The sequence below is a fragment of the Pseudomonas sp. TNT3 genome (assembly GCF_010095445.2).
In the GTDB taxonomy this organism is placed as follows: domain Bacteria; phylum Pseudomonadota; class Gammaproteobacteria; order Pseudomonadales; family Pseudomonadaceae; genus Aquipseudomonas.
Map to the genome: position 1 here is coordinate 49,678 of NZ_WFGV02000027.1, position 17,910 is coordinate 67,587.

17 protein-coding genes are annotated in these 17,910 nt (G+C 58.9%); 13 read left to right on the top strand and 4 right to left on the bottom strand.

The features are described from left to right. Window positions 1-41: 41 nt before the first annotated feature. A complete protein-coding gene (locus GBC55_RS16945) occupies window positions 42-356 on the bottom strand; it encodes a hypothetical protein (RefSeq protein ID WP_162438692.1) in 315 nt (104 codons plus the stop codon). A 188-nt stretch (window positions 357-544) separates the two neighbouring features. Beyond that, window positions 545-808 (bottom strand): DUF2790 domain-containing protein, encoded by a 264-nt coding sequence (locus GBC55_RS16950; RefSeq protein ID WP_162438693.1) that lies wholly within the window; start codon window positions 806-808, stop codon window positions 545-547. A gap of 580 nt (window positions 809-1,388) precedes the next feature. On the opposite strand from GBC55_RS16950, the gene acs reads away from it, so the two are divergent. The 7 genes from acs to argR all read left to right on the top strand — a co-directional run bounded on the left by acs (window position 1,389) and on the right by argR (window position 9,413). Continuing rightward, entirely contained in the window at window positions 1,389-3,344 is a 1,956-nt protein-coding gene (gene acs, locus GBC55_RS16955; protein ID WP_162438694.1) for an acetate--CoA ligase, read from the top strand. A 697-nt stretch (window positions 3,345-4,041) separates the two neighbouring features. Beyond that, window positions 4,042-4,815: an ABC transporter substrate-binding protein gene (locus tag GBC55_RS16960; protein WP_162438695.1), complete on the top strand. Its 774-nt coding sequence runs from the start codon at window positions 4,042-4,044 to the stop codon at window positions 4,813-4,815. Between the two features lie 91 nt (window positions 4,816-4,906). Continuing rightward, on the top strand, window positions 4,907-5,596 hold the full coding sequence (locus tag GBC55_RS16965; RefSeq protein ID WP_007951063.1) for an ABC transporter permease: 690 nt from the start codon (window positions 4,907-4,909) through the stop codon (window positions 5,594-5,596). Continuing rightward, on the top strand, window positions 5,593-6,291 hold the full coding sequence (locus GBC55_RS16970) for an ABC transporter permease (RefSeq protein WP_162438696.1): 699 nt from the start codon (window positions 5,593-5,595) through the stop codon (window positions 6,289-6,291). Before GBC55_RS16965 ends, GBC55_RS16970 begins: the two co-directional genes overlap by 4 nt. A gap of 1 nt (window position 6,292) precedes the next feature. Next, window positions 6,293-7,405 (top strand): M14 family metallopeptidase, encoded by a 1,113-nt coding sequence (locus tag GBC55_RS16975; RefSeq protein ID WP_162438697.1) that lies wholly within the window; start codon window positions 6,293-6,295, stop codon window positions 7,403-7,405. Window positions 7,406-7,432: 27 nt separating this feature from the next. Beyond that, complete coding sequence (locus GBC55_RS16980) at window positions 7,433-8,197, top strand: ATP-binding cassette domain-containing protein (RefSeq protein WP_162438698.1); 765 nt, start codon at window positions 7,433-7,435, stop codon at window positions 8,195-8,197. A gap of 235 nt (window positions 8,198-8,432) precedes the next feature. Further along, a complete protein-coding gene (gene argR / locus GBC55_RS16985; protein WP_162438699.1) occupies window positions 8,433-9,413 on the top strand; it encodes a transcriptional regulator ArgR in 981 nt (326 codons plus the stop codon). 45 nt (window positions 9,414-9,458) lie between these two features. On the opposite strand, the gene GBC55_RS16990 is transcribed toward argR, so the two are convergent. Then, the gene (locus GBC55_RS16990) at window positions 9,459-10,151 is read right to left on the bottom strand and encodes a DUF6543 domain-containing protein (RefSeq protein ID WP_162438700.1); all 693 of its coding nucleotides are present in this window, start codon (window positions 10,149-10,151) and stop codon (window positions 9,459-9,461) included. Between the two features lie 63 nt (window positions 10,152-10,214). Beyond that, window positions 10,215-10,715, bottom strand: coding sequence for a DUF6543 domain-containing protein (locus tag GBC55_RS16995; RefSeq protein WP_162438701.1), 501 nt, complete (start codon window positions 10,713-10,715; stop codon window positions 10,215-10,217). Between the two features lie 305 nt (window positions 10,716-11,020). Here GBC55_RS16995 and GBC55_RS17000 point away from each other — a divergent pair, with 305 nt between their 5' ends. The 6 genes from GBC55_RS17000 to GBC55_RS17025 all read left to right on the top strand — a co-directional run bounded on the left by GBC55_RS17000 (window position 11,021) and on the right by GBC55_RS17025 (window position 17,910). Next, window positions 11,021-12,241, top strand: coding sequence for an aspartate aminotransferase family protein (locus tag GBC55_RS17000; protein ID WP_162438702.1), 1,221 nt, complete (start codon window positions 11,021-11,023; stop codon window positions 12,239-12,241). Window positions 12,242-12,462: 221 nt separating this feature from the next. Next, window positions 12,463-13,482 carry an arginine/ornithine succinyltransferase subunit alpha gene (gene aruF / locus GBC55_RS17005; protein WP_162438703.1) on the top strand — a complete coding sequence of 340 codons (1,020 nt, stop codon included), beginning with the start codon at window positions 12,463-12,465 and terminating at the stop codon, window positions 13,480-13,482. 83 nt (window positions 13,483-13,565) lie between these two features. Continuing rightward, a complete protein-coding gene (gene astA, locus GBC55_RS17010; protein ID WP_162438704.1) occupies window positions 13,566-14,591 on the top strand; it encodes an arginine N-succinyltransferase in 1,026 nt (341 codons plus the stop codon). Continuing rightward, window positions 14,588-16,057, top strand: a complete 1,470-nt coding sequence (gene astD, locus GBC55_RS17015) for a succinylglutamate-semialdehyde dehydrogenase (RefSeq protein WP_178114313.1) — start codon at window positions 14,588-14,590, stop codon at window positions 16,055-16,057. Before astA ends, astD begins: the two co-directional genes overlap by 4 nt. 197 nt (window positions 16,058-16,254) lie before the next feature. Further along, window positions 16,255-17,601, top strand: a complete 1,347-nt coding sequence (gene astB, locus GBC55_RS17020) for an N-succinylarginine dihydrolase (RefSeq protein ID WP_162438706.1) — start codon at window positions 16,255-16,257, stop codon at window positions 17,599-17,601. Window positions 17,602-17,622: 21 nt separating this feature from the next. Then, window positions 17,623-17,910, top strand: coding sequence for a hypothetical protein (locus GBC55_RS17025; RefSeq protein ID WP_008033108.1), 288 nt, complete (start codon window positions 17,623-17,625; stop codon window positions 17,908-17,910).

Below are 17,910 nucleotides of genomic sequence, written 5' to 3' on the forward strand. Positions count from 1 at the left end.
TAAGCCCGACCGGGGTCGGGCTGTAAAGTCACGCTATAGGATCAGCTGTAACGAGCGGCACCTACGTGATCGGCGCCATCGGCTGCGACTTTCGCGGCGCCAGTGTGATCGAAACCGTCGGCAGCTACTTTGGCAGCGCCCGTATGATCAAAGCCATCAGAAGCCAGTTTGCCTGCACCGACGTGATCCGAACCATCGGCAGCGAAAGACGCTGAACCGGTATGGTCGTAACCATCTGCAGCAACGGCTGCTTCGTGGGTGAAAGTGGCCGAGCCGGTGCGGTCATAACCGTCGGCGGCAAAGGTGTTTGCGGCCAGTACAGACAGGGTCAGGGCGAGGATCAGTTTGGTTTTCATGGTAGTGGCTCCAGGTTCGTTGGCGTTTTGTGCCTTGGGTGTGGAATTCATACTACGCCTGATAAATCGATTAAAAAGCGCAAATAAGTGCTTAAAACAATCGTATAAATCGATCTATACGGTTTGGCGCTTCATCTGCCTGGAATGACGGGCGGACGGGTCAAACCGTATAAAGGGGGAGCGGGTGATCAGCCGTTGGAGCAGCCGTTACCCATGACGCTGTAACGCAGGATGTGGCGTTGACCGGTGGAGTCGTCGTATTCCATTTTCATTGGAACCACTTCGCACACATTCGGGATTTCACTCATGGAGACAACTTTGGCGATGTCCAGGTGAGTGGAGTAAGTGTATTCCTCGATGGCCGGTTTTTGCTGTGCGACATCAGTCGGGACCTCGTCTGCCATGGCGGTTACGCACAGACTGGAGAGGGCCAGAACTAATAAAGCTTTCATTTCAAATTTACCTTTTAGAGGTCGAATGGGGTCACGCAACCTTTTTGGGGTTGCGTGTGGAGCTTTAACAAGAGTCTTGGATTAACTGCCTTCGTGGGGGCTGCAACTGGGTTAATCACTTGCCTGGTTGGCGAGTTGGATTTTAGGCGCGGGGGGTGAATTCATATAGGTGGGGTTTTGATAAACACCTTTGACAGATTTCGTAACAATCGGTGTTTCCCAGCGCTAACACACGACTTGTAGCAGCTGGCGAAGCCTGCGTCCGGCTGCGAAGCAGTCGTCATTTCGGGGCATGCGGTGTGTCAGGCGAAACTGCGCTATCAGATTTCACGACTGATTCGCAGCCGGACGCAGGCTTCGCCAGCTGCTACAAAGTGAGCGTTGTTGATCTTCAGGTTTAAGTTTTCAGTGATATCGCATTCGAGGGCAAACCCTGCTCCTACAGGCGTCGTGGCGGGCGTTTGAGGCTTATCACGATAATTTGTAGGGGCTTGTTACTACCATCGTCGAATGGTTCTATACGGCTGGCCCGGCTACAACAGGGTCATACAAAAACAACTATTTCACCGAGGTAAGAAAGATGAGTGCGGCTTCCCTGTATCCCGTCCGTCCCGAGGTAGCAGCCAACACGCTGACCGACGAGGCAACCTACAAAGCCATGTACCAGCAGTCGGTCGTCAACCCGGACGGCTTCTGGCGCGAGCAAGCCAAGCGCCTCGACTGGATCAAGCCTTTCACCACGGTGAAGCAGACTTCCTTTGACGATCACCACGTTGATATCAAATGGTTTGCCGATGGCACCCTGAACGTTTCCTACAACTGCCTCGATCGTCATCTGGCCGAGCGCGGCGATCAAATCGCGATCATTTGGGAAGGGGATGACCCTTCCGAAAGCCGCAACATCACCTACCGCGAGCTGCACGAACAAGTCTGCAAGTTCGCCAACGCCCTGCGCGGCCAGGATGTGCACCGCGGCGACGTGGTGACTATCTATATGCCGATGATCCCTGAAGCTGTGGTCGCCATGCTGGCCTGCACCCGGATCGGCGCGATTCACTCGGTGGTGTTCGGTGGTTTCTCGCCGGAAGCCCTGGCCGGTCGCATCATCGACTGCCGCTCCAAAGTGGTGATCACTGCGGACGAAGGCATTCGTGCGGGCAAGAAAATCCCGCTCAAGTCCAACGTCGACGACGCGCTGACCAACCCGGAAACCAGCAGCATTCAGAAAGTCATCGTGTGCAAGCGCACCGGCGGCGACATCAAGTGGAACCAGCATCGCGACATCTGGTTCGAAGACCTGATGAAAGTGGCGGGCAGTGTTTGCGCGCCGAAGGAGATGGGCGCCGAAGAAGCCCTGTTCATCCTCTACACCTCCGGTTCCACGGGCAAGCCGAAGGGCGTGCAGCACACCACCGCCGGTTACCTGTTGTACGCGGCGATGACCCACGAGCGCGTGTTCGACTACCGTCCCGGTGAAGTCTACTGGTGCACCGCTGACGTCGGCTGGGTCACTGGCCACAGCTATATCGTCTACGGCCCATTGGCCAACGGCGCGACCACGCTGCTGTTCGAAGGCGTGCCGAATTACCCGGACATCACCCGGGTGGCGAAGATCGTCGACAAGCACAAGGTCAACATCCTCTACACCGCACCGACCGCCATTCGCGCGATGATGGCGGCTGGCACTGCAGCGGTTGAAGGCGCTGACGGCAGCAGCCTGCGTCTGCTCGGTTCGGTGGGTGAGCCCATCAACCCGGAAGCCTGGGACTGGTACTACAAGAACGTCGGCAAATCCCGTTGCCCGATCGTCGATACCTGGTGGCAGACCGAAACCGGCGGCAACATGATGAGCCCGCTGCCCGGCGCTCACGCCCTCAAGCCGGGTTCTGCGGCGCGTCCGTTCTTTGGCGTCGTGCCAGCGTTGGTCGACAACCTGGGCAACATCATCGAAGGCGTGGCCGAGGGCAACCTGGTCATTCTCGATTCGTGGCCAGGCCAGGCGCGTACGCTGTATGGCGATCACGACCGCTTCGTCGACACCTACTTCAAGACCTTCCGCGGCATGTACTTCACCGGTGACGGTGCGCGACGTGACGAAGATGGTTACTACTGGATCACGGGTCGCGTGGACGACGTGCTGAACGTTTCCGGCCACCGTATGGGCACCGCCGAGATCGAGAGCGCAATGGTTGCACACCCGAAAGTTGCCGAGGCTGCCGTGGTCGGTGTGCCGCACGACATCAAGGGGCAGGGCATTTATGTCTACGTCACCCTGAAAAATGGTGAAGAACCGACCGAGCAGCTGCGTCTGGAGCTGAAGAACTGGGTGCGTAAAGAGATCGGGCCGATTGCTTCACCGGATGTGATCCAGTGGGCACCGGGGCTGCCGAAGACGCGTTCGGGCAAGATCATGCGCCGGATTCTGCGCAAGATTGCGACGGCTGAGTACGATGGGTTGGGTGATATCTCGACCCTGGCGGACCCGGGTGTGGTGCAGCATTTGATTGATACGCATAAGACGATGAATGTGGCTTAACCGCTGTCTTTGAGTCAGTAAAACCCCCATCCGGTGTTGCGCCGGATGGGGTTTTTTTTGCCTGGGGTTTTGTGGGGGCTGTTCGGGCCTTATCGCTAGCAGGCTAGCTCCCACAAGGTTCTTCAGTGGATTCAAAATTTGAGCCCAGCGCAATTCCCCTGTGGGAGCTAGCCTGCTAGCGATGGCGATCTGTCAGACGCTAAATAAACATCAGCCAATAATTATCGGCATCCCCTGTCATCCTTTTCCCACTGTTACCCGAACCCATTCAAGTAACTAAATGTGTAACCGCTCGCGCCGATACGGGGCATTGAGAAACGCAAAGCCCCATCCTTGGGCGTCTGCAGCCCCTCTGAAAATAAGACACCACGCTACGCTTGCCGGATTAGAAGGGTTTGCCAATAATAGGCCCGCAATTTGCAGCATAGATCGGTTCACTGTCTTTTGCTCCTGCATGAAAATGCAGGGCTGTCAACGTGCCCAAACGGCTTTCTCGGTGCTTCTGTAATTTGTTGTCGCATTGAAGAAATATCGGCTTCGGGCCTGTCGTTAGAATGCCGATCACTCGCTGGTCGTTGCATGCGTTGAAAATAACGTGTGTTACACAAGACGCAGCAATCGCTTTCCGGTTTTACTCACTCGCATATTGGGCTGTCGCTCACTCTGCCTTTTAGCCCTTTACCGATGGAGTCCCAAGATGAAGAAACTCGTGCTGCTTGGCGCCCTGGCACTGTCCGTGCTGTCCCTGCCAACCTTCGCCGATGAAAAGCCTCTGAAAATTGGTATCGAAGCGGCTTACCCTCCGTTTGCTTCCAAAGCACCGGACGGCAGCATCGTTGGTTTCGACTACGACATCGGCAACGCTCTTTGCGAGCAGATGCAGGTCAAATGTGTGTGGGTCGAGCAAGAGTTCGACGGTCTGATCCCGGCCTTGAAGGTACGCAAGATCGACGCGATCCTGTCGTCCATGTCGATCACTGAAGATCGCAAGAAGTCTGTGGACTTCACCAACAAGTACTACAACACTCCGGCTCGCCTGGTCATGAAGGCCGGCACTCAGGTCAGCGAAGGCCTGACCGAGCTCAAGGGCAAGAACATCGGCGTGCAACGTGGTTCGATCCACGAACGTTTCGCCCGTGAAGTCCTGGCCCCGCTGGGTGCTGAAATCAAGCCGTACGGTTCGCAGAACGAAATCTACCTCGACGTGGCTGCCGGTCGCCTCGACGGCACCGTGGCTGACGCCACCTTGCTGGACGACGGTTTCCTGAAAACCGACGCTGGCAAAGGTTTCGCGTTTGTCGGCCCGGCCTTCACCGACGTCAAATACTTCGGCGACGGCGTCGGCATCGCTGTACGCAAGGGTGACGCGCTGAAAGACAAGATCAACACTGCGATCACGGCCATTCGCGAGAACGGCAAGTACAAGCAAATCCAGGACAAATACTTCGCCTTCGACATCTACGGCAAGTAACACGTCCAGGCGGCAAGTCCGAAATGGCGCAAGCAACAGGATCTCTGAGGTTTGCGCCATTTTTTCATCCCAACTTTCGAGGACCTGAATCATGTTGAAAGGCTACGGGGCTGTCATCCTCGATGGCGCATGGCTGACGCTTCAGCTCGCCTTGTCGTCCATGGCCCTGGCCATCGTTCTGGGTCTGATCGGCGTTGCGTTGCGTCTGTCTCCGGTGCGCTGGCTGGCCTGGCTGGGCGACCTGTATTCCACGGTAATCCGCGGTATTCCTGACCTGGTGCTGATCCTGCTGATTTTCTACGGTGGTCAGGACCTGCTCAACCGCGTGGCGCCGATGCTCGGCTATGACGACTACATCGACCTGAACCCGTTGGCCGCCGGTATCGGCACCCTGGGCTTCATCTTCGGTGCGTACCTGTCGGAAACCTTCCGCGGCGCGTTCATGGCGATCCCCAAAGGTCAGGCGGAAGCCGGTATGGCGTACGGCATGAGCAGTTTTCAAGTGTTCTTCCGGGTGTTGGTCCCGCAGATGATTCGTCTGGCGATTCCGGGTTTCACCAACAACTGGCTGGTACTGACCAAGGCCACCGCGCTGATTTCGGTGGTGGGTCTGCAAGACATGATGTTCAAGGCCAAGCAGGCGGCAGATGCCACTCGCGAGCCTTTCACCTTCTTCCTCGCAGTGGCGGCGATGTACCTGGTCATCACCAGTGTCTCGTTGCTGGCATTGCGTCACCTTGAGAAGCGCTACTCGGTAGGCGTAAGGGCGGCTGATCTATGATCTTCGACTACAACGTCATTTGGGAGGCCTTGCCGCTGTACCTCGGCGGCCTGGTGACCACCCTCAAACTGCTCGGGCTGTCGCTGTTTTTCGGCCTGCTGTGCGCGTTGCCGCTGGGCTTGATGCGCGTCTCCAAGAACGCGGCCGTCAACATGACGGCGTGGCTCTATACCTACGTGATCCGCGGCACGCCGATGCTGGTGCAGCTGTTCCTGATCTACTACGGGCTGGCGCAGTTCGAAGCGGTGCGTGAAAGCTTCCTGTGGCCGTGGCTGTCCAGCGCGACATTCTGTGCGTGCCTGGCGTTTGCGATCAACACCAGCGCTTACACCGCCGAAATCATTGCCGGCAGCCTGCGGGCCACGCCGAACGGCGAGATTGAAGCCGCCAAGGCGATGGGTATGTCGCGCTACAAGCTTTACAAGCGCATCCTGCTGCCGTCGGCCCTGCGCCGGGCGCTACCGCAATACAGCAACGAAGTGATCATGATGCTGCAGACCACCAGTCTGGCGTCCATCGTGACCCTCATCGACATCACCGGTGCCGCGCGCACTGTGAACGCTCAGTACTACCTGCCGTTCGAGGCTTACATTACTGCCGGTGTTTTCTACCTGTGCCTGACGTTCATTCTGGTGCGCCTGTTTAAAATGGCCGAGCGCCGCTGGCTGGGCTACATGGCCCCGCGGAAGCACTGATATGGAACGCATCGATCATTCATTACCCTGGAGCCACCTGGGCAGCGAACGCCAGATTTCGGTATTCCGTTTCGGAACAGGAGAACGCAAGGCCTACATCCAGGCCAGCTTGCATGCCGATGAACTGCCGGGCATGCGCACCGCCTGGGAGCTGAAAAAGCGCCTCGCCGAACTCGAAGCCCAAGGCTTGCTGAACGGGGTGATCGAACTGGTGCCGGTGGCCAATCCACTGGGGTTGGGTCAGTTGCTTCAAGGCAATCATCAGGGCCGTTTCGAGGCGGGCAGCGGCAAGAACTTCAACCGCGATTTCGTCGAACTGAGTGCGCCCGTGGCCGCTGAGCTGGCGGGGCGTCTGGGGGATGATCCGCACGCCAATGTTCAATTGATTCGTCAGGCCATGAGCGATGCGCTGGCCGCCTTGCCGCCGGCAGCGAGTCAGATGCAAGGCATGCAGCGTGTCTTGCTCAGCCATGCCTGCACGGCCGATGTCGTGCTGGATTTGCATTGCGATGCCGAAGCGGCGCTGCACATGTATGCCCTGCCGCAGCATTGGCCGCAATGGCGCTCGCTGGCCGCGCACCTGGGTGTGAAGGTGGGGCTGTTGGCGGAAGATTCCGGCGGCAGTTCGTTTGACGAAGCCTGCTCGCTGCCCTGGTTGCGCCTCTCGCGATTGTTCCCGGATGCGCAGATTCCACTGGCCTGTCTGGCGACTACCATTGAACTGGGTGGTCAGGCCGACACCGGTCGCGCGGACGCTGAGGCTTATGCTGAAGGCATTCTGGCGTTCCTCGCCGAGCAGGGTTTGATCAGCGGTGAGTGGCCAGCGCCTGCTCAGGAGGCGTGCGAAGGCATGCCGTTCGAAGGCACCGAATTGTTGTTCGCGCCGCACCCTGGGGTGATCAGCTTTTTGCGCCGGCCCGGCGAGTGGGTCGATGCCGGTGATGAAATTTTCGAAGTGATCGATCCGTTATCGGATCGGGTCAGCACGGTGTGTGCTGGTACGTCCGGGGTGCTGTTTGCCATTGAACGGCTGCGTTATGCCCAACCCGGTTTCTGGCTGGCCAAGGTGGCGGGGCGCGAAGCGCTGCGTCACGGGCGCTTGCTCAACGACTGACTGACTGTTTTTGTGAGAACCGACCGCATGTACAAACTTGAAGTCCAAGACCTGCATAAACGCTATGGCAGTCACGAAGTGCTCAAGGGCGTGTCCCTGAAAGCGGCGGCTGGCGATGTGATCAGCATCATCGGCTCCAGTGGCTCCGGCAAAAGTACTTTCCTGCGCTGCATCAACCTGCTCGAGCAGCCGCACGCGGGCCGGATTCTGCTCAACAACGAAGAGCTGAAACTGGTGGCGAACAAGGACGGCGCGATGAAAGCGGCCGATCCGAAACAGTTGCAGCGCATGCGTTCGCGCCTGTCGATGGTGTTCCAGCATTTCAATCTGTGGTCGCACATGACCGCGATGGAAAACATCATGGAAGCGCCGGTCCACGTACTGGGCATGTCCAAGGCCGAAGCCCGCGAGAAGGCCGAGCACTACCTGAACAAGGTGGGCGTGGCGCATCGCAAGGACGCTTATCCGGGCCACATGTCCGGTGGCGAACAACAGCGTGTGGCGATTGCCCGTGCGTTGGCGATGGAGCCGGAAGTGATGCTGTTCGACGAACCGACTTCGGCACTCGACCCGGAACTGGTCGGTGACGTGTTGAAGGTGATGCAGGCCCTGGCGCTGGAAGGCCGGACCATGGTGGTGGTGACGCACGAAATGGGCTTCGCCCGTGAGGTGTCCAACCAGTTGGTGTTCCTGCATAAAGGCATCGTCGAAGAAAGCGGTGACCCGCGCGAAGTGCTGGTCAATCCACAGTCCGAGCGTCTGCAGCAATTCCTCTCGGGCAGCCTCAAGTAATCCGGACTCCGTTGCGCACCGTGTAGGAGCTGTCGAGTGAAACGAGGCTGCGATCTTTCGATTTGAACAATCAGGATCAAAAGATCGCAGCCTCGTTTCACTCGACAGCTCCTACAGTGGGGGGGCGCAAGCCAGCTCCCACAGTTAGATCTCCATCGGTTTTGAGATATGCGTTCATTTACGGGCTAGCATTGGCCCATGCCTTCATCACGTTCCTCGTTTCGGATTGCCCGCCATGACTGCCCATCGAATTGGTTTCCTGATTTGGCCCAGCACTAAAGCACTGACGCTTGCGCTGGCTGAGGAGGCCTTGCGTGTTGCCCAGCGTGTGCATCCGGACGTTGTCTACGAACTGTCGTTCCTGCAGGCCGAACCGCCTGCCGAAGGCGCCTGGCAATTGCCTGGCGAACCCTGGGCCGGCAAGCTTGAAAACTTCCAGAAACTGTTTCTGCTCGCCGACGAGCCGCCGACCACGCTCGCGCCGGCGCTCAGCAGTGCGCTGAAACAACTGGTGCGAGCCGGTTGTGTGATCGGTGGTTTGTCCGCCGGGGTTTATCCGTTGGCGCAACTCGGTTTGCTCGACGGTTATCGCGCCGCCGTGCACTGGCGCTGGCAGGATGATTTCGCCGAGCGCTTCCCGAAAGTCATCGCCACCAGCCATCTGTTCGACTGGGATCGCGATCGCCTGACGGCTTGCGGCGGTCTCTCGGTGCTCGATTTGTTGCTGGCGGTATTGGCCCGTGATCATGGTGCTGAACTGGCGGGTGCAGTATCGGAAGAATTGGTGGTCGAACGTATTCGCGAAGGCGGAGAACGCCAGCGCATTCCACTGCAGAACCGCTTGGGTTCGAGCCATCCAAAGCTCACCCAGGCGGTGTTGCTGATGGAAGCGAATATTGAAGAGCCACTGACCACCGACGAAATCGCTCAACACGTGTGCGTGTCCCGTCGGCAACTGGAGCGAATCTTCAAGCAATACCTCAACCGTGTGCCGAGCCAGTACTACCTGGAACTGCGCCTGAACAAGGCCCGGCAGATGTTGATGCAAACCAGCAAGTCGATCATCCAGATCGGCCTGTCGTGTGGCTTCTCCTCGGGGCCGCATTTCTCCAGCGCCTACCGCAACTTCTTCGGCGCCACGCCGCGGGAAGATCGCAACCAGCGGCGCAGCAGTAGCCCGTTTGAATTGTCGTCGGTGCCTTCAGAACGCGGTTAGTCTCAAATGGAGAAGGCCATGGAGTCACTTCCACGGCCTGTTTGCTCAAGTCCTTCGTTCAGCTTTCCATATCAACATCAGGTGCGATATCGGCGGGGCGCGGCATCCCGGTGACCGCACCAATGCCCGTTCATTGGCTTTGGAATCTGCACCTGGAATGTCTTTTTGTTCGTAGCGGGCGAGGTCCGGTTCCCAGTAGCGGGTTTGTCCCTTGGTCATCGTCACCGGTTTGAAACGGTCGATGAAGGCGACAACCTCCTTGGGCAACACCTTGCGCAACTCGGTGGCGCCGATGGTCCCACCGACGGCAAACGCCCCCAACTGGACCAACGATTCGACGGTGCCCATGAAGTGCTCGAACGCCTCTTTGGTTCGGTCTTGTGCCCACTCGACGATTCCTTCGAAGGCTTCGTCGAGCAACTGGTAGGCCATGTACGCCATCATCGCTTCACCCAGCACGGGTACGAATGGCGCGATGATGAACGTGGCGGTCTGAAGGATTGACGAGGCCAGGTCGATCAGCGAATCCCAAAACGCCCAGCGGGTTTTCTGATCGACTTTTGCCGTGGGGACGGCGATGGCCCTGGCGTCGTTGAGGATTTTGTTGGCATCGACCTGAAGTCGCAGCGTCGAGGCGGCGGGCGGGTTGGAAAACCCGAGGTTGTCTTCGAGGTGGCGGGTGTACTGGCGGCCGATGTCCAGTTCTCGGCACAGGCTGGTAAACGCGGGGATGCTCATTCTGGCCTTGATAAAGGGCAGGGTATCGAACTGACCGCTCGCCGAGGGCTGGGTGATGTAGGTCTAATCGGTTTCGTAGGCAGTGTCCCGGGTTTCCTTCTCTTCGAAATTATGTAGCGCCGCGTCCAGCAGCGAAACGGTCCAGGCGCGGGCGCCGGTCTTGACTGGAAACAATGGGGTCGTCGCGGGTACATACAGGCGCAGGAAGGTGGATTTGACGTCCACCTCAAGGCCGAAGCGGCGTTTCAAGGCGGCTTTGAGTAACGGTTCGGCGAAACCATCAGCGTCTTGCAGATGCGCGAGCGTTTGGTCGACCTCAGTTTGTGCAGTCCAGTGTGCGGCGTTAAATGCCATCAATTGCTGGTGCTGGGGGGGGGGCGATGCTCCGTTGAGTGAGCCGAGGCGTTGGGGCTGAGTATTTTTAAGTGCCTGGCGCCGGGCCGGTGAGGCGGTGCCAAGCCAGTCGGGGATGGCGTCTTTTAGCGGTTGATAGTGGTGATCGGGGTGCTGCGATTCGGTTGTGTCACTTGTAGCCGTGGGTGGCCATTCTTTAGACAGTTGCATCGTGCCAATCCTTGAGCATTTAAAGAATCGCAAGCAAATCAGGATGACGCGATAGGGGGGCGGTACATACGTAAGGTGTTCGCGAGCGGCACAAATCAAATCCTGGCAACCCTGCCTGTAATCTCGCCAGCAGTTTAAACTGCGCCTTTGCGACGCTATTTGTCGCATTGCCGTAAACCCGGCGTAAACCGGGGTTTGCGCTATAAGAAGTTGTCGCTTGGCGGCAAGGCCAAGCTGAAAACTCTCCTTACAATCCCCCCATCGCTCGCCAGTTTCAGGCGGGTGTTCCTCTTCAGGAGACTCCGATGTCCGTTGAGCACGCTGCAGTAGAACGCGCCGATTTCGACCAGGTAATGGTTCCCAACTACGCGCCTGCCGCATTCATTCCCGTGCGTGGCGCCGGTTCCCGCGTGTGGGACCAGTCTGGCCGCGAGCTGATCGACTTCGCTGGCGGGATCGCCGTTAACGTATTGGGCCACGCTCATCCAGCGCTGGTCGGTGCACTGACAGAGCAAGCGAACAAGCTGTGGCACGTGTCCAACGTGTTCACCAACGAGCCGGCCTTGCGCCTGGCCCATAAGCTCATCGACGCCACGTTTGCCGAGCGCGTGTTCTTCTGCAACTCCGGCGCCGAAGCCAACGAGGCCGCTTTCAAGCTGGCCCGTCGCGTCGCGTTCGACCGTTTCGGTAGCGAGAAGTACGAAATCATCGCCGCCCTGAACAGCTTTCACGGTCGCACGCTGTTCACCGTGAACGTCGGTGGTCAGTCGAAGTATTCCGATGGTTTCGGTCCGAAGATTACCGGTATCACTCACGTGCCTTACAACGATCTGGCCGCTTTGAAAGCAGCCGTTTCCGACAAGACCTGCGCGGTGGTGCTGGAGCCGATTCAGGGCGAGGGCGGTGTGTTGCCGGCCGAGCTGGCTTATCTGCAAGGTGCCCGTGAACTGTGCACCGAGCACAACGCGCTGCTGGTGTTCGACGAAGTGCAAACCGGTATGGGCCGCAGCGGCAAGCTGTTCGCCTACCAGCATTACGGCGTGACTCCGGACATCCTGACCAGCGCGAAGAGCCTGGGCGGTGGTTTCCCGATCGCTGCGATGTTGACCACTGAAGCATTGGCCAAGCATCTGGTCGTTGGCACGCACGGCACCACCTACGGCGGCAACCCGCTGGCGTGCGCGGTGGCGGAAGCCGTGATCGATGTGATCAACACCCCTGAAGTGCTGGCCGGCGTCAACGCCAAGCACGACAAGTTCAAGGCGCGCCTTGAGCAGATCGGTGAGAAATACGGCGTGTTCACGCAGGTTCGTGGTTTGGGCCTGTTGATCGGTTGCGTGCTCAGCGATGCCTGGAAGGGCAAGGCCAAGGACATCTTCAATGCGGCTGAAAAAGAAGGCCTGATGATCCTGCAAGCCGGTCCGGACGTGGTGCGTTTTGCCCCAAGCCTGGTGGTTGAAGACGCCGATATCGATGCCGGCCTGGATCGTTTCGAGCGCGCCGTAGCGACGCTGACGCAAGCCTGATACACCTTTCGACGCCTGACCAGTCAGGCGTCGAACCAAATTTTAATGCCGGACCCGATCAAATGTAGGAGTGAGCCTGCTCGCGATAGCGATATGTCAGTCGACTTATTGTCTCCTGACAGACCGCTATCGCGAGCAGGCTCACTCCTACATTGATCTCTGCTTATGCAGTGAGTGCCCGGTTATTTCTTCTGTAAATTGATAGAGAAAGGAGTGACACCATGCTGGTGATGCGCCCCGCGCAAATGGCTGATCTGGGCGAGGTACAGCGTCTGGCTGCGGACAGCCCGATTGGTGTCACTTCCTTGCCGGATGACGTTGAACGCCTGAGCGACAAGATCGCCGCGAGCGAAGCGTCGTTTGCCGCTGAAGTCAGCTTCAATGGTGAAGAGAGCTATTTCTTCGTCCTCGAAGACATCGCGACCGGGAAACTGGTCGGCTGCTCGGCGATCGTGGCGTCGGCGGGGTATTCGGAACCGTTCTACAGCTTCCGCAATGAAACCTTCGTACACGCTTCTCGCGAGCTGAAGATTCACAACAAGATCCACGTGCTTTCCCAGTGCCACGACCTGACCGGCAATAGCTTGCTGACCAGTTTCTATGTGCAGCGCGAATTGGTCGGTTCGCCTTGGGCGGAGCTCAACTCCCGTGGCCGCCTGTTGTTCGTGGCCAGCCATCCGGAACGCTTTGCCGATTCCGTGGTGACCGAGATCGTCGGTTACAGCGATGAAAACGGTGACTCGCCATTCTGGGATGCCATTGGCCGCAACTTCTTCGACCTCAACTATGCCGCTGCCGAGCGTCTGTGCGGGTTGAAAAGTCGCACGTTCCTGGCCGAGCTGATGCCGCACTACCCGATCTATGTACCGTTGCTGCCGGATTCCGCGCAAGAAGCGATGGGCCAGGTCCACCCACGGGCGCAGATCACGTTCGACATCCTGATGCGCGAAGGCTTCGAGACCGATCACTACATCGATATTTTTGACGGCGGTCCGACCCTGCATGCGCGGGTTTCAGGGATTCGTTCGATTGCCCAGAGCCGCCTCGTACCGGTGAAAATCGGCGAGCCGGTCAAAGGCGCCGGTCGTCAGTACCTGGTGGCCAACGCCCAGCTGCAAGATTACCGCGCGGTACTGCTCGAGCTCGATTATGCGCCGGGCAAACCCGTGGTTCTAAATCTTGAAACAGCCGAAGCCCTGGGTGTCGGTGAAGGTGCCAGCGTGCGCCTGGTAGCGGTTTAGCGACCGCTGCACTGCCTGGAAAGAATGCTTAGAAAGCAGCGAAGTTTTGCGGGTGGCGTGAGTGGCCCGTTTGAGGAGATAGCATGATCGTTCGTCCCGTACGCAGCAGCGATTTACCCGCTCTGATCGACCTGGCCCGCAGCACCGGCACCGGCCTGACTACCTTGCCGGCCAATGAAGAACGTCTGGCCCATCGGGTCGGCTGGGCCGAGAAGACCTTTCGCGGCGAAGCCGGGCGTGGCGATGCGGACTACCTGTTTGTCCTCGAAGATGACAATGGTCGTGTCGTCGGCATTTCCGCCATCGCCGGTGCCGTTGGCCTGCGTGAGCCCTGGTACAACTTCCGGGTTGGCCTGACGGTCAGTGCTTCGCAAGAACTGAACATCTATCGCGAAATCCCGACGCTGTTTCTGGCCAACGACCTGACCGGCAATTCCGAGTTGTGCTCGTTGTTCCTCCACGCCGATTACCGCAATGGCCTCAACGGCCGCATGCTGGCCAAGGCGCGGATGCTGTTCATTGCCGAGTTCCCGCAACTGTTTGGCAACAAGATCATCGCCGAGATGCGCGGTGTGTCCGACGAAGCCGGGCGTTCGCCATTCTGGGAGAGCCTGGGTCGTCATTTCTTCAAGATGGAATTCAGCCAGGCCGATTACCTGACGGGTGTGGGCAACAAGGCGTTTATCGCCGAACTGATGCCTAAATTCCCCCTCTACACCTGCTTCCTGTCGCCTGATGCGCGCAACGTGATCGGTCAGGTTCACCCGGACACCGAGCCGGCGCTGTCCATGCTCAAGAGCGAAGGTTTCAGCTATCAAGGTTACGTCGATATTTTCGACGCGGGCCCGGCGGTGGAATGCGAAACCGGCAAGATCCGTGCGGTGCGCGACAGCCAGGCATTGGTGCTGGCCATCGGCACGCCCGGTGATGACGCCACGCCGTTCCTGATTCACAACCGCAAGCGCGAAGACTGTCGAATCACGGCTGCACCGGCACGCTTCGCTGCCGGCACATTGGTCGTCGATCCAATGACCGCCAAACGCCTTCAACTCAACGCTGGCGACCAAGTGCGCGCCGTACCGTTGTCTGCTGCTCGGGAGTCGAAATAATGAATTCGCTATACATCGCAGGTGAGTGGCTGGCCGGTCAGGGCGAAGCCTTTCAATCGTTGAACCCGGTGACCCAGCAAGTGCTCTGGGCGGGCGAGGGCGCCACGGCTGCTCAGGTTGAGTCGGCTGTGCAAGCTGCGCGACAGGCGTTCCCGGGCTGGGCCCGTCGTACCCTCGACGAGCGCATCACGGTGCTGGAAGCCTTTGCCGCGGCCTTGAAAAACCACGCTGACGAACTGGCCCGTTGCATTGGCGAGGAAACCGGTAAACCCCTGTGGGAGTCGGCGACCGAAGTCACCAGCATGGTCAACAAGATTGCGATTTCGGTGCAGAGCTACCGTGAGCGCACCGGCGAGAAAAGCGGCCCGCTGGGCGACGCCACCGCCGTGCTGCGCCACAAGCCGCACGGTGTGGTCGCGGTGTTCGGGCCTTACAACTTCCCCGGTCATTTGCCAAATGGTCACATCGTGCCGGCGCTGCTGGCCGGTAACAGCGTGCTGTTCAAGCCAAGCGAGCTGACCCCGAAAGTCGCCGAACTGACGGTGAAGTGCTGGATCGAAGCGGGTCTGCCCGCAGGCGTGTTGAACCTGCTGCAGGGCGCTCGCGAAACCGGTATCGCCCTGGCGGCGAACCCGGGCATCGACGGGTTGTTCTTCACCGGGTCCAGCCGTACCGGTAATCATCTGCACCAGCAGTTTGCCGGTCGCCCGGACAAGATTCTTGCGCTGGAGATGGGCGGTAACAACCCGCTGGTGGTCGATGAGGTGGCAGATCTTGATGCGGCCGTTTACACCATCATCCAGTCGGCATTCATTTCCGCCGGTCAGCGTTGCACCTGCGCTCGTCGCTTGCTGGTGCCGCAGGGTGCCTGGGGTGATGCACTGCTGGCACGCCTGGTGGCGGTTAGCGCGACCATCGAAGTCGGTGCGTTTGACCAGCAACCTGCACCGTTCATGGGCTCCGTCATTTCCCTTGGCGCAGCGAAAGCGCTGATCGATGCACAGGAACATCTGTTGGCGAATGGCGCTGTGGCGCTGTTGGAGATGACTCAGCCTCAGGCCCAGGCCGCATTGCTGACCCCAGGCATTCTGGACGTGACGGCGGTGGCCGATCGTCCTGACGAAGAGCTGTTCGGGCCGTTGTTGCAGGTGATTCGCTACGCTGACTTCGAGGCGGCGATTGTTGAAGCCAACAACACCGACTATGGGCTGGCGGCCGGTTTGTTGTCGGATTCCGAAGCGCGTTACCAACAGTTCTGGCTGGAAAGCCGTGCCGGTATCGTCAACTGGAACAAGCAGCTGACGGGTGCTGCGAGCAGCGCGCCGTTTGGTGGCGTGGGCGCTTCGGGCAACCACCGCGCCAGCGCTTACTACGCGGCGGATTACTGCGCGTACCCGGTGGCCTCGCTGGAAACGTCGAGCCTGACTATGCCGACGACCCTTACGCCTGGCGTGACGCTCTCGTAAGGCTTTATGTAGCAGCTGCCGAAGGCTGCGTTCGGCTGCGAAGCAGTCGTAAATCGGTACACAGTGTTTTTGGATCAGAATCACGAGTACCTGATTGCGGCAGCTGCGCAGCCGAACGCAGCCTTCGGCAGCTGCTACATAGATCGCATTGCCATTTTATTGAAGCCTATACAACAGATTCTCGTGGAGCCTCGCTGATGAAATCCTATGAAGTCAATTTTGACGGTCTAGTGGGGCCGACCCATAACTACGGCGGTTTGTCCTACGGCAACGTCGCGTCCCAGAGCAACAGCCAGCAATCTTCGAATCCGAAGGAAGCCGCCCTGCAGGGCTTGGCGAAGATGAAAGCGCTGATGGAAATGGGCTTTCAGCAAGGCGTTCTGGCACCGCAAGAGCGTCCTGATGTGGCGGCGTTGCGCCGGTTGGGTTTCAGCGGTACCGACGCGCAAGTGATCGAGCGTGCTGCCAAAGAGGCGATGCCATTGCTGGTCGCCAGTTGCTCGGCGTCGAGCATGTGGGTGGCCAACGCCGCCACGGTCAGCCCAAGTGCGGACACTGCAGACGGGCGTGTGCACTTCACGGCTGCCAACCTCAATTGCAAATATCACCGCAGCATCGAGCACCCGACCACCAGTCGCGTGCTGGGCGCGATGTTCGCCGATCAGAAACACTTCGCACATCATGCTGCGTTGCCGGCGGTTGCGCAGTTCGGCGACGAAGGGGCTGCCAACCACACCCGCTTCTGCCGCGAGTACGGTGAGGCGGGCGTCGAGTTTTTCGTGTTCGGTCGCAGTGCGTTCGACACCCGTTATCCGGCCCCGCAGAAATATCCCGCGCGCCAGACCCTCGAAGCGTCTCAGGCGGTTGCGCGTTTGCATGGCCTGAGCGATGACGGTGTGGTGTACGGCCAGCAAAATCCTTCGGTGATCGATCAGGGCGTGTTTCACAACGACGTGATTGCGGTGGGTAACGGCGAGGTGCTGTTTTATCACGAGGACGCGTTCCTCGACACCGAGCAGATGCTGGCTGAATTGCACGGCAAACTCGCGAAAGTCGGCGGCAAATTTCAGTCGATCTGCGTACCGCGTTCTGCCGTAACCGTCGAGGATGCGGTTCGGTCCTACTTGTTCAACAGTCAGCTGCTGACACGTCCGGATGGCTCGATGCTGTTGATCGTGCCGGAAGAATGCCGTGGCAACGAGCGTGTCTGGCAGTACCTGCAAGGCCTGACCAGCTCCGGTGGCCTGATCCGTGAAGTCAAGGTTTTCGACTTGAAGCAAAGCATGCAGAACGGCGGTGGCCCGGCTTGCCTGAGGTTGCGTGTTGCGCTGAATGAAACCGAACTGGCGGCGGTCAACCCAGGCGTTATCATGACGGCACCGTTGTACGGCACGCTGACCGAATGGGTCGACAAGCACTACCGCGACCGCATGACCGAAAACGATCTTGCGGACCCGCAGTTGTTGCTTGAGTGCCGGACGGCACTGGATGAACTGACGCAAATCCTTAAACTGGGCGCGGTTTATCCTTTCCAGATCAATTGAACGTCGAGAGCGTAAAAAAACATGAGCGATACCCTGCAGCTGATCCTTGAAGACACCGACGGCACGCAACTGGAAACTTCCTGCACCCGCGTCGCGGTCATTTGGCAAGGCAAAGAGCTGTGGATTCAGCACGATGGCCGTGGCCAACTGCTGATCGGCGTGGACGTGGAAGAAGGTGACGCTGAATACGCAAACCTGCTGCTGCGCCCATTGGCGACTAATCTGGTAAGTCTGCAACTGGAAATGGAGCCGGCTGAAGTCGGTGACGAAGACCACGTGCACGGCCCGGATTGCGCACACGACCACTAA